The organism is Dyadobacter jiangsuensis, assembly GCF_003014695.1.
Taxonomy (GTDB): domain Bacteria; phylum Bacteroidota; class Bacteroidia; order Cytophagales; family Spirosomataceae; genus Dyadobacter; species Dyadobacter jiangsuensis.
In genome coordinates this window covers 74,565-87,773 of the sequence record NZ_PYAS01000003.1, presented here as the reverse complement: position 1 = coordinate 87,773, position 13,209 = coordinate 74,565, and the positions used below count along the sequence as shown (strand labels likewise).

At 51.0% G+C, this 13,209-nt stretch carries 9 protein-coding genes and 1 pseudogene; 8 read left to right on the top strand and 2 right to left on the bottom strand.

The features are described from left to right. Positions 1–161: 161 nt before the first annotated feature. From CLV60_RS06465 to CLV60_RS06445, 5 genes are all read left to right on the top strand, one after another. On the top strand, positions 162–4,130 hold the full coding sequence (locus CLV60_RS06465) for a hybrid sensor histidine kinase/response regulator transcription factor (protein ID WP_229210841.1): 3,969 nt from the start codon (positions 162–164) through the stop codon (positions 4,128–4,130). A gap of 58 nt (positions 4,131–4,188) precedes the next feature. After that, the gene (locus CLV60_RS06460; protein WP_106594568.1) at positions 4,189–4,737 is read left to right on the top strand and encodes an RNA polymerase sigma-70 factor; all 549 of its coding nucleotides are present in this window, start codon (positions 4,189–4,191) and stop codon (positions 4,735–4,737) included. 50 nt (positions 4,738–4,787) lie between these two features. Further along, positions 4,788–5,753, top strand: coding sequence for a FecR family protein (locus tag CLV60_RS06455; RefSeq protein ID WP_106594567.1), 966 nt, complete (start codon positions 4,788–4,790; stop codon positions 5,751–5,753). Between the two features lie 121 nt (positions 5,754–5,874). Further along, positions 5,875–8,523, top strand: coding sequence for a TonB-dependent receptor (locus CLV60_RS06450; protein ID WP_229210840.1), 2,649 nt, complete (start codon positions 5,875–5,877; stop codon positions 8,521–8,523). Positions 8,524–8,662: 139 nt separating this feature from the next. Then, positions 8,663–8,941 carry a transcriptional repressor gene (locus CLV60_RS06445; protein ID WP_106594566.1) on the top strand — a complete coding sequence of 93 codons (279 nt, stop codon included), beginning with the start codon at positions 8,663–8,665 and terminating at the stop codon, positions 8,939–8,941. Positions 8,942–9,007: 66 nt separating this feature from the next. On the opposite strand, the pseudogene CLV60_RS06440 reads toward CLV60_RS06445, so the two are convergent. Continuing rightward, a pseudogene (locus CLV60_RS06440) lies at positions 9,008–9,331 on the bottom strand (RtcB family protein); the annotation flags it as partial. Between CLV60_RS06440 and CLV60_RS35150 the strand changes: the two are divergent. Then, positions 9,263–9,505 (top strand): WCX domain-containing protein, encoded by a 243-nt coding sequence (locus CLV60_RS35150; protein WP_445438692.1) that lies wholly within the window; start codon positions 9,263–9,265, stop codon positions 9,503–9,505. The pseudogene CLV60_RS06440 and the gene CLV60_RS35150 sit on opposite strands and share 69 nt — an antisense overlap. A gap of 112 nt (positions 9,506–9,617) precedes the next feature. Then, entirely contained in the window at positions 9,618–10,385 is a 768-nt protein-coding gene (locus CLV60_RS06435; protein WP_106594565.1) for an FkbM family methyltransferase, read from the top strand. An 81-nt stretch (positions 10,386–10,466) separates the two neighbouring features. On the opposite strand, the gene CLV60_RS06430 is transcribed toward CLV60_RS06435, so the two are convergent. Beyond that, the gene (locus CLV60_RS06430) at positions 10,467–11,525 is read right to left on the bottom strand and encodes a DUF6625 family protein (protein WP_106594564.1); all 1,059 of its coding nucleotides are present in this window, start codon (positions 11,523–11,525) and stop codon (positions 10,467–10,469) included. Between the two features lie 799 nt (positions 11,526–12,324). Here CLV60_RS06430 and CLV60_RS06425 point away from each other — a divergent pair. Continuing rightward, positions 12,325–13,179 (top strand): DUF3347 domain-containing protein, encoded by an 855-nt coding sequence (locus tag CLV60_RS06425; protein ID WP_106594563.1) that lies wholly within the window; start codon positions 12,325–12,327, stop codon positions 13,177–13,179. The last annotated feature ends 30 nt before the right edge of the window (positions 13,180–13,209 follow it).

The following is a 13,209-nucleotide window of genomic DNA, read 5'->3' as shown; positions in this document are numbered from 1 at the left end:
CGCTGCGAAGTTCCGGGTTTAGCAGATAACGGAATGATCGTTTTGTCTCAATTTTGAATCAAAATGTCTCACCCCTGATTTTTATGATTTAACTAAGATTTTAGTGGATATCTTTACATATTGGTTGTGTCGGGTCGTGTGTTTATATGTAGCTTAAATTGGTGAGAATACTTATTTCCATCCTGCTGTTCCTCTCCGTGGCCACGCAGGCCATCGCGCAGGATATTCCGTTCTATTTCAGGAATTACCAGGTCTCCGACGGCCTTTCGGGCAATGCCGTGGGCAAGATGGTGCAGGACAAAAAAGGCTTCATGTGGTTTGCGAGCCGCAATGGCCTCAACCGCTTCGACGGCCATAATTTCCGGATTTTCCAGAGCATTGCAGGGGATTCCCTGAGTATCGGCAGCAACTCCATTTTTGCATTATATGAAGATGCCTCCGAAAAACTCTGGGTAGGCACGCACCGAGGCGTATACCGCTACGATCCAGTAGCCGACCGCTTCGACGCCTTCAAACTGATCCCTGCGGGAGAAGTGCTCGAAATCCGGGGCGACCGCAACGGCAACATCTGGATCGTCTCCGATCGCACATTGTACCGCTATCACATACGCACAGGCCGCGTCGCGCGCATTGACCTCGGTGGCGACCAGCCTGTTTCTCTGCATATATCGCCTGCCGGAGCGGTGTGGGTGGCATGCAGCAATGGCGTTCTGCGGCATTACCACCAGGATACCGGGCGTTTCGAGGCGTTCAACCTGGAAGAAATGTCGGGCATCAGGGATGTCTACGGTTCCACCACTGTGCATGCCGTGGGCGACACCGCGCTGCTGATCGGCACGATGAAGAAAGTCCTGCTGCTGAATTTTGCCAAAAAACAGGTCCGTAACCTTTCAGCTGCCGGTTTGCCGGACGGCGACGTGCAGGTGCATACCATTTTCCAAAAAAACGACCGCGAGTTCTGGCTCGGTACCGAATCGGGACTGCACATTCTCGACCTGATCTCCGGCCGCTCCCAGCACATCGTGCGTGAGCAATTCAACCGCTACTCCATTACCGACAATATCGTCAACTCCATCCTGCGCGACCGCGAGGGCGGAATATGGATTACGACGCAGTTTGGCGGCATCAATTACTATTCGACCCAGTTCAACAACTTCCGCAAGTTTTTCCCAAAACCCGGCAACAGCATCAGCGGGAGCATTGTGCACGAGATCACCAAGGATCAAAACGGCCATTTATGGATCGGTACCGAGGATGCGGGACTCAACCGCCTCGATGTTCGCACGGGGCAGTTCAAAGCATTCCTGCCCGATGGTCGGCCGGGAAGCATTGCCTACCGCAACCTGCACGGAATGGTGGTCGACGGCGACGAGCTTTGGATAGGCACCTACGAACACGGGCTCGACGTAATGGACCTGCGCACCGGGCGGGTGGTACGGCATTATAATTTGACGTCCAGCCCGCGGTCATTGAGCAGTAATTTTATAGTGACCATCTACAAAACACGCTCCGGCGACATTCTCGTGGGCACCTGGGGGGGCCTATGCCAATACAACCGCGATACCGACGATTTTACACGGCTGCCGTTCTTCAACACACAGGTTCAGAGTATTCACGAGGACGACGAAGCGACGATCTGGACGGCGAGCTACGGAGGCGGGGTTCGGTATTTCAACCCCAAAACACTGAAAAAGGGGTATTTGCGATACAGTGCCGATCAGCCCGGCGGCCTGCCCGACAACTACGTCAACAGCATTTACCAAAGCTCCGACAAGAGCATCTGGCTTTGCACCGAGCACGGCCTATCGCGCTATAACCCCGCTACCGGGCAATTCCGGAACTACCGCAAGACCAACGGCCTGCCCGATAACCAGGTTTTCCGCATCCTGGAAGACAATGGAGGTAATTTTTGGATCACTACCTCACGCGGGCTCGCGAAGCTCGACGGTCGCACCGACCACTTCACCAATTTCCACATGGGCAACGGCCTGCCTACCGACCAGTTCAACTACAACTCGTCGTACAAGGACCCGGACGGCACCCTGTATTTCGGCACCGTGGCGGGAATGGTGGGCTTCAAGCCGTCGGAGTTGCTGCGGAATGCATTCGTCCCACCGGTTTACATTACCCGGTTGCAGGTCAATAACCGCGATGTCGACGTACGGCAGGAGGATGCGCCGCTGAAACAGTCGATCATGTATGCCAGCGAGCTCACCCTGCCTTACCAGAGTTCGAGCCTGAGTTTCGATGTGGCCGTGCTGAGCTACGTTATCCCCGGGGAGAATTCTTACCAATACCAGCTCGAAGGCCTTACCAAAGAATGGGTGCCGTTTCACGGCAGCCGACGCATCCATTTTTCAAAGCTGCCTCCGGGCGATTATACCTTAAAAATCCGCGGCGCCAACAATGACGGCCTTTGGAATAACCGCGAAACCAGGCTGCGCATTACCATTCTGCCGCCCGTTTGGGCGACTGGCTGGGCCTACCTTTTTTATGTGGTGCTGGTTGTGAGTATTATTGTAGTGATTTTCCGTTATTATTTCCTCGCCCTCCATGAGAAGAGCCGGCGACAGATCGAGACAATCGAAATGGGTAAAGAGCGGGAGATTTATAATGCCAAGATCGACTTTTTTACCAATGTGGCGCACGAGATCCGCACGCCGCTCACGCTGATCAAAATGCCGCTCGACAAGCTGCTGGCGACCAGGAAGTCGGATCCCGAAATGATTGAGAGTCTGAATATGATTGATAAAAACACCTCCCGACTGATTGACCTGACCAACCAGCTTCTCGACTTCCGCAAAGCCGAGGCCAACAATTACAGCCTTAATTTTACCAAAACCGACATTAACGACCTGCTGAGCGACGTTTTCTCGACGTTCCGTCCGGCGGCCGAGCAAAAGCAATTGCAATACAAACTCGAACTGCCGCGCATTACCTTACAGGCATTCGTGGATGAAGAAGCCTGCAAAAAGATCACCAGCAACCTGGTGAATAATGCGATCAAATATGCCGAGAGCAACGTCAAAGTGAAGCTTTCGCCGTTCAACAGCGACGATTTGCTCTTCCACATCGAGTTCACCAACGATGGCCCGCTCATCGGCTACGACGACCGCGACCGTATTTTCGAGCCATTTTACCGTGCCGAGGGCAACAGCAAGGAGCAAGGAACCGGCATAGGCCTCCCGCTCGCACGCTCCCTCGCGGAGTTGCACAAGGGTACGCTCGAACTGAAACGCTCTGAGCTCGACCAAAACACTTTCCTGCTTTCGATACCCATTCACCAGGATTACGAGCTGGATTTGAACAGGGAATCCGACGAACCCGCTGACGCCGATAACGCTCAAATGGCCGAACAAGCGCCAGCCAGTCCCAACAAACCCAATGTGCTGCTGGTAGAAGACAATACTGAAATCCTGGGCTATCTGGGGCGGGAGCTGGCCTTGGAATACAACATTTTCAGGGCCGGGGACGGACGGCAGGCCATCGACCTGTTGCAGGAAGAGAATATCCACCTCGTGATCAGCGATATTATGATGCCGGTAATGGACGGCATTGCGTTGTGCCGGGAGATGAAAAACGACGTCCGTTTCAGCCACATTCCTATTATTTTACTGACAGCCAAAAACTCGATCAGCTCGAAAATCGAGGGCCTGGAAGTGGGTGCGGATGCCTATATCGAAAAGCCGTTCTCGCTCGATCATTTGTCGGCGCAGATATCCAACCTGCTGCAAAACCGCGATATCATCAAGGATTACTTCGCACGCTCGCCGCTTACGCATATCAAGGGTATTGCATTCTCCCGGGCAGACAAGGATTTTCTAGAACAGCTCAATGCGATTATCACGGCTCACATCGCCGACAGCGACCTGGACGTGGATATGCTTTCTTCCAAAATGAATATGAGCCGCCCTACTCTTTACCGGAAGATCAAGGGTATTTCCGACATGACGCCCAATGAGCTGATCAACCTTTCACGCCTCAAAAAAGCGGCCGAGCTGCTGGCAGAGAAGAATTACAAGATCAACGAGGTGGCGGATATGGTGGGATACAGCGTGCCGACCAACTTCTCCCGCGATTTTCAGAAACAGTTCGGTGTAAGCCCGTCGGGTTACGTGAATGCGTTGTAAGTTATCCGATTTGTGATACATTTGTGTATTATTTGAATTAAGTCTAAATAGTGATCAAATGAATCATCACTCCTCTCCGGACGATGAGCAGCCTTTGCGGGAATACTTTTGCAACCTTTATGAGCGGTTCTGGCAGCGGATTTACCGCTATTGCCTCTCGCACCTCCGCGATGAGGAACTGGCCAAAGAAGTAACGCAGGAGATTTTCTTCGCGCTCTGGGAAAGGAGGCATTCACTTGCAATACGCGGGCAGGAGGAAAACTACCTCATCCGCGCCGCCAAATACAAGGTCTTCGATCACTACCGCCAGCAGGCCCACGAGGCCCCGCACGAAACAGCTACCGAAACGGCATACGCCGAAAATCTCACGGAGAATCAGGTGTATTTCAATGCATTGGTCAGTAAAATCAACGAACTGGTGCTGTTTCTGCCCGGCCAATGCAGGAAAGTGTATGAGCTAAGCCGTGAAAACGGGCTCAGCAACAAGGAAATAGCTTCTTCCTTACAAATATCCACCAAAGCCGTAGAGTACCACATTACCCGAGCGCTCCGTCACCTGCGCGCGCATCTGCCCGAATATTCCGAACATTTTTCCAACCGGACTTAGGGTAACGCCCTTCCCTCCCGACTATCTCAGTGAAAAGCATTCACTGAATCATGGAAATCACTCCCGAACTGCTTCGGAAATACCACCGGGGCCTGTGCAATGCCGCCGAACAGGCGGCCGTCAGGCAATGGCTCGAAAGCTCCGAATTCGAACCGCACGACGACCAGCCGTCCGAAAACGAGCCGATCGCCGGTTTTGAAATATGGACACGGCTGGATAGTCAGATCGATGAACGTACCGAGACAGGCGGGCAGGAAACCGCCCAAAGTGGTCGCCTGCTTTCCTACCTGAGCGCCGCACTCGTGGTACTGGCCATTGGCGCCGCGTTGTATTTCTTAAACCAGAAACGGGCGGTCAGGGCAGTAGCGCAGCACAAGACAGCGCTCCAACCGACGCTCATCACCATTCGTACCCGCGCGGGCGAGATCAGGAAGCACCACCTCCCCGATGGCTCTACCGTTACGCTGAATGCATCGAGCCAGCTCACCTACCCGGCACTTTTCCCGGATTCAATCCGCAGTGTGCGGCTGAGCGGCCAGGCATTTTTTGAAGTCGAGCGCGACACGGCAAAGCCATTTGAAATAGAATCCTCCGGCTACATTACCCGGGTACTCGGGACCGCATTCGATTTGAAGGCTTACGCGGGTGAACCTGCGAGCCTGCTCGTGCGCGAGGGGAAAGTGCGCTTTTCCACTTCTTCCCAAAAGGTGTTTCTGACTGGCGGCGAAGCGGTGTTGGCCGTTGGCAAGAAACTGAGAAAAACCGAAGTTCAAAACGGCACGGCCGGTGCCTGGATGGCACAAAAGCTGATTTTCGACAACGAGCCGCTCGGTGAGATTGCCCGCGACATCAGCCGGCGGTACGGCGTAAAAGTCGAGGTGCGCGACCCGGAAATAGCTGCGCAGCTGTTCAAAGGAAAGTTTCAGAATCCTTCCTTAAAAGTGCTGTTAGACGACCTCGGCTATGTCCTGAATTTCAGGTACACAATCAATGGCAATACCGTGGTGATCTACTGACGAGTGCCCTGTTCCAAGCATTACCTATCCATGTACATAAAAAACCCGATGCGCAGTCGCCAAACCTGCATCGGGAAAATTTAACCGCTTACACAAAACGATTAACGCTTTTAACAAAAGTATGAAACATTTACGAAGACGCTCCCTCCTGTTGCGCGCCTGGTTGCCCCTCCCGGCATTACTGACTGCCTCGCTGCTATTCCTGGGGCACATTGCATTCGGCCAACAATCCGTACTTGACAAAAAGGTGAGCCTCCATTACCAACAAACCAGCCTGAGTTCCATCCTGGAAAGCATTGAAAAACAAACCGGTTGCAGCTTCTCCTATTCCGCAGACCAGCTCGATACGCGCAAGAGATACAGCATTGACGCCGAGGGTAAAACGCTTGGCGCCGTGCTGGAAGAGTTACTCGGCACCACCGCCCGTGCCATGAAGGTACGCGGTGAGCAGATCATGATCCAGTCGCTGCCCAAAACCGGCAAAGGCTCCGTAAAAGGCAAGGTGCAGACACCGGACGGCAAACCTGTGGAATTCGCCAGCGTGGTGATTAAAGGAACCGGAAAAGGTGCCCAAACCGACGAAAACGGCTTCTTTACCATTACCGACGTTCCCGAAGGTGCACACAGCCTGTTGGTAGAGCACATGGGTTTCAGTTCTGCCGAGCAGCCGTTCACGGTGCGGGCCAATGAACAGACCGCGTTGCAGACGGTGACCATGCAGGAAGGCGATAAAAACCTGGCCGAAGTGGTCGTTTCGGCGGGGCGCGTACGTGAGAGTCTCAACTCTGTACCGGCCTCGATTGCCGTCCTGAAAGCCAAGGAAATTCAGGAGCAGGCTACAATCAACAATTCCATCGCCGCGATCCTCGGCAATACCATTCCCGGCCTGGGTATGCCGAACAACAAAGCGACCAACACCGGCCAGACCCTCCGCGGACGCAGCCTGCTCGTGCTCGTGGACGGTATCCCGCAATCCACCCCGCTCATGAACGGTAACCGCGATATTCGTTCCATTGATCCGGCCGTACTCGAACGCGTCGAGGTCGTGAAAGGTGCAACGGCCATTTACGGCAACGGCGCCGGCGGCGGGCTGATCAACTACATCACCCGAAAACCTACTGAGAACAAGGCCATTGGCGGCATTACGCAACTGGGTACGCATGGCAATGTCTTTCATATGGCCGACACGCCCGGCTACCGCATTTCGCAAATGCTGCAAGGAAAAATCAACAAATTCTCGTACGTCGTGAGCGGCCTGCTCGACCGCACGGGTGTGTACAAAGACGGCGAAGGAGACGTAATTTCGACCTCCAACGGCCTGGGTGAAACGCGGCTCTACAATGCCTATACCAAGCTTTTTTATGATTTCAATGCCCGCAACGAGCTCGAATTTTCCTTCAACCTGTTCAGCAGCAGGCAGTATACCAAATATGTGAATAAGGCGGGCGTCTACGGTGAAACCCCTACCATTGCTGTGCCTGGCGAAAGCCCCGGTGACGCGGAAGGCACGCCGTTCAACTATAATCTTTCCCTGCGGTACCTCCGCCGCGAACTCTGGGGTAAAACGAGCATGGACGTAACGGCTTATATGAACGGTTTCGAATCGATGAATGCCTACACGGCCTCCACCACCGGATGGTACGGTCCGGGGCAAACGCAGATCACCTCGCGCAAAAAAGGGCTGCGGGCCAATTTTTATACTCCATTTAATGTAAACCCCAATTTCGGCGGGGGCGTAACCTACGGAATCGACATACTGGGCGATGTGACCAACCAGGTTCTCACGGACGGCCGCGTGTATGTGCCCGACATGAATATGACCAGCATTGCGCCCTACGTGCAGGTAAAGCTTGATATTGTGAAAGACCTGACGCTGAAAACCGGTGCGCGTTTTGAGAATATCGGCATCGACGTGAACGATTACAGCACGCTCGCCAAAGGCCCGAACGGCGAAGGCGCCGTGGCCGTAAAAGGCGGCAAGCTGGATTACAAGGCATTAAATATGAATGCCGGTGTCCGCTATTCGAAATACAGCCTTTTCAATCCGTTCTTCAACTTTTCACAGGCATTCGGAATCAGCGAGCTGGGGCGCATTCTGCGCTCAGCGACTACCAATACCATTGCCAACCTGAATACAAAACCCATTATCGTGAACAACTACGAAGCCGGGTTCAGCAGCCAGTACAAGTTTGTTCAATTTACAGCGGCCTATTTCATCAGCACTTCCAAACTGGGTGCGGACATGGTGACCGTTAATGGCGTCATGACGCCGCTTCGTTTGCCGGAGGAAATCAAAGGCTATGAATTCACCCTCGATTTTCAACCGACGGATAAATTGTCATTCGGAGGAAGTTACTCTTACGTAGAGGGCAAAGCCGACCAGAACGACAACGGCCATTTCGACGACGCTGAAGACCGCTACCTCACCGGAGCGCGCATTACTCCGCCCAAAGCCACGGCATTTGTCAAATACCAGCCCACCGACAAGCTGAACCTGAACCTTTTCTGGGTTTACTCCGGCAGCCGGAAGCGTTTCAACAAACAGGCCAACGGCAGATACGGCAACGGCGAAGGCCCGGTAGATGCCTACGATCTGATCAACCTGAATGCTTCCTACGAGTTCAGCAAGCACATCCGCGCCGCCGTCGGGATAGAAAACGTGCTCAACAAGACTTATTTCAACACCGTGAACCTGTTCAGCGGGCAAGATCTGGAATATACCCGCGGCAACGGGTCGCGGTTCAGTCTGAATTTGTATTACAATTTTTAGAATTACGGGAATGTATTGGGGAAAAGGCCTGCCGGTTGAGCAGGCCTTTTTTTGTGCGACCGGCTTCGGTTGAAGTCACCCTCGCGCTACTTAGGGGTATGATTTGAAAATTGCTTTCTATCCGTTCATCAACGATCCTATGTCCCTATCCGACCTGCTCCTTCGCTATTGCAGCCAGAACAACATCCGCTACGCCGGCAAGCGCATTGTAGTGGCCCTCCACCTCGACCAGCACAACGACTACACCGACGGCGACAGCCTCTGGCGCTCGCTACGCACCAGCGGCGTGAAGATCAGCCCGGCTACGGTGTACGAGGCATTGAATTGGTTGGAGAATGCAGGGTTTGCGGAACGGAAGATGGTAGATGGGAGGAAGAGTTTGTTTCGGGTCAAAATTTTAGGTACGTCCCTTTCATAGAACGAGTCGTTCAGCGACCAGGTTACGACAGCCGTGTAAAGTTCCATGGCCGGATCAAGCTTATAAGCTTTTGCTCATTACCTGTCCAGCTCCATGGGACGCCGACTGAATGGACGATGCTTCGCCCTTGCCCCTTACCACAAACCCCGGCGTACTCATCGAACCCGGAATGATGCCTAAAACACCCTCTCCGGCCGGAGTTGCGCCTTTTCGATGGACCATCACCTCAGTACCATCCGCAAGTCGCTCTTTCCAGGCAAAATTGTGGTGGTTCTCGATCCGCATCGCAGGCGCGACGTTCAGCGCCTCGGCGATCTTGTTATGGATTTCGTGGTGATTTGCCGAGGCATAGTCTCCTGCCAGATTCATTGCGAGCCAATATTCCTGCCCTTACGGGTCGTGCTCAATTTCGAGCTCGAACGCGAGTTGCTGGGCTTCGGAGCGAAAATCACCGTATTGGGCCCAAGGATTCTCAAAAAGCAGATGCAAAAAGAACTCACGCGGGCGGCGGAACAATATAGTGTACCAGTTTTCACAATTAAAGAAACATGCAGGGTAATATAACCGCACGATTCCAACATTAAAAATGGTTTATGCAGGCTGTAAAAACCGTCCAATGAATAAGTAGGAAACGGGCATATCCGCCTTTAAAATCCATACCGCTCTATCCAACATAATGTTCCGCTATCTCGAAAAACTCGCCTCGTACCATTCTGAACTCGGTGTCATAAAAGGCACTTCCTTTTTTATTGGCCGTGTTTTGCAGAGCAACCGGCGGATAAACCATCCGAAAGTCAAATTTCCGATTCATTTAAGACCTAAAACAACGGACGAAAAGGTATTTGTGCAGGTTTTCATTAAAAATGAATACGACGTCCCTCTGGGTTTTGTTCCGGAAACAATTATTGACGGCGGGGCCAATATCGGCCTGGCCAGCATTTTTTTCACTACAAAATTTCCGAAAGCACAAATCGTAGCCATCGAGCCGGATCCTGAAAATGCGGCAGCGGTAATCGGTAATACGAAACATTACCCCAATATTCACGTAAAACAGGCAGCTATATGGCCCCGCCAAACGGTTGCGAAAATTTCCGATAAATTCGGTGTCGGGAAATGGGGAATAGTCGTCGAAGAAATGGATGATTCCGATGGAGAAGAGGCTGGCGAACCCAATACCTGTACGATCGACTCGATTATGAAAGAATTTGGTTGGAACCAGATCGATTTACTCAAACTCGATATCGAAACCGCAGAGAAACAACTCTTTTCGGAGAATTATATGACCTGGCTACCCAAAGTAAAGGTCATTGTGATCGAGCTGCACGACTGGATGGTACCGGGCTGCTCAAAACCGTTTTTCACGGCAATTAACGAAGCATTTACACGCTATCGTTTCGCGCAGACCGGCGAAAATATCATGATCCATAATCTGGACCTTTTTTAGGCATTTGCATTGGGTCAATCAAGGAATTTATCCGGGATTGACCTTTGCAATGAGCAATATGCAGCCCGGGAGCTGCGATACCTATCCGATTACACCGGCTTCATGGGTAACCAGCTCTGCCACTTCGTGTTCACGCGTGGTAACGGTAATATCGGGTGTATGCTTCCACAGATTAGATAAATACCTCTTGTAAATCATGTACTTAACAATTTTACCACTCAAAATTGTATCCAATACCCGTTTTCTGACCAAGCCGTTGAACATTTGTTTGTAGCGCAGATCAAATCGCTCTTTCAGTCTTGAATCGCTGAAAAAATCGGACAGATTTACCTCCCTTGTTTTTTGATAGATACCATTTGGCGTGATCATAAAATCGCCGGTAACCCTGTTGAGAATCTCGATATCGCGCTTTTGAAGATGGATATACATAAATTCATCACGGTGTATATGCCCTTCATTTAAAAAATAGCGGTAAAGAACGCCATTTTCCCAGGCAAATATTTGGGAAGTATAATTATTATCTCCCAGGCGATCCATGCGGTATTGGAACGTATGAGGAGCCACATCCGCCATCCACGTTTGATTGAAATAGCATCTTAAACCGGCATTCTGACCTACGTAAGGCATGATGCGCTCGTCGGTACCCTGGTTCATATTCCAGTTAAGAACATCCCCTATTGTGGAATAATCAAAACATTTTTCATAAAGCCGGTTGCATGTTTCATTATTCCGGACCAGCGTAAGATGGCCCCAACGCTGAATAATATCATGTCCGTTCAGAATCTCAGGGGTAAGGAAGTTCGATAGTCTGCCAAAAAAGACATCCATATCGCAAAACCCCCAAAAATCGTATCCATCCAGGTAGTCCTCGAATATTGCACCGTACAATGGCCGGAAATCGCAAAATTTGTAAGCGCTGTTGATTTTTATTTTCAGATTCAGCTTAGCCTGAATGAATTTCGCCAATGCCGGAATGTCTTCAAAGTAAAAACAGCTTACGTTATCGGCGAGATTAGCAGGAAGATCATTATCGCCTACAATCAACCAATCAAATTCTGGGTTGGCTTGGCAGGTTTTCAGCCATAGATCGAAGTTGGAAGGTAGCTTACCGAAGTAAGGTAATATAAATACAATTTTCACGATAGCAGGGTTTATAGAGGATGAGTAGTTATTCTCTTAAAGAATATATTTGGGTAATATTATTGATAACCACAATTATATTTTCGAAAAGAATTAATGCTTGAAAAGTAGCTATTTTTTTCTAAATAAAATACTCACTTTCATATATAAGTTTTACAATTCCATGACGAATAATCAAACAACTTATTATACGGTATTGCGAAAGTGAATCCACATTTCAGCTCATCCATTTTGGCATGTTCCGGCACTTCCTGTAACCATCCCATAATTATGTAATACGGACTAAAAATTATGTAGCAAAACTGGCGGACAAACAATGATCTTTGTAGCGTTAAAAGCTGTCCGTCCCGCCCATGAAAGGTTGCATACTACTGGTAATCACGGTGTTTTGCCTGCTCGTTTCAGGCCGGCAGGGTTACGCATGCGGTAGCAAACACGCCTTCATTAAAAAAGAGACAAGGCATATACAACCTCCCAGGAACACCTGCCGTACCCACCATAAATCAGAAGATTGCAAGCAATGCATGCATCACTGCGGCGAATCCGGTTGCGATTGCGCACATCCTGCTACCGCTTTTGCGGTGAAAACGCAGCCTGTCCATCTCTTAGAAAAACCTTTTAACGGAGTGGAAAATAATATCTCCTGGTTTTTCCGGCAAGTCGCTCCAAAGCCCGTCTATCTCGCGCTTTGGATGCCTCCCAATATAAGCTGCTAGGCGCCTGACAGCCACAGGTGCGCCTGTTCGGGAATGGTCTCCGTTCCCACATCATTTTATTTTAACAGCTTAAACTCATTCCGATGAAATCAATAAAAATATTGATGGCAATGGTGCTATTGCTATCCGCCGTATTGTCACAAGCGGCAATCAAAAACGCAGTAACTGAAAATGTAAAAGTGAGTGGTTCCTGTGCGCTATGCGAAACGCGTATCGAATCGGCCGCATTTGAAAAGAACGTTTCCGAAGCAAGCTGGAATAAGGAAACAAATGTTGCCTCGGTAACCTACGATAGCAAAAAGACCTCGCTGGACGCGATTCTGAAAAAAATCGCATTAGCCGGCTTCGATAACCAGAGCTACCTCGCACCCGACAAGGCCTATGCAGAGCTGGAAGCATGCTGCCGGTACGAGCGCACGGGCAAAAGCGAACCCGCAGAGGCAAAACCAGCTGCGCATGCGCATCATGCCAGTACAACGGGCGACGCGGCACCCAAACCGGCAGAAGCCGATCCCCTGAAATCGGTATTGGACGCTTACTACGGAATCAAAGATGCCCTGGTGGCATCCGACGGCAATACGGCATCCTCGAAAGCCGCCACTCTGGTAAAGGCGATCAAAGAGGTGAAAATGAATGAGCTCGGCCAGGAACAGCATAATGTGTGGATGAAAGTGATGAAGGACCTGGATTTCGATGCCGACCACATTTCTGAAACCAAAGATGTAGGCCACCAGAGAGACCATTTCTCCTCGCTTTCGGAGAATATGTATAAAGTCATCAAAGCGGCGAAGCCTTCGCAGCCGGTGTACTACCAGCATTGCCCGATGGCGAAAGAAGGGAAAGGGGCAAACTGGCTGAGCCAGATACCCGCCATCAAAAACCCGTACTATGGCGCCCAGATGCTGAACTGCGGCAAAACCACCGAAACGCTCAAATAGTCAACGGCTGTTCCGGTAAGCATTGCCCGC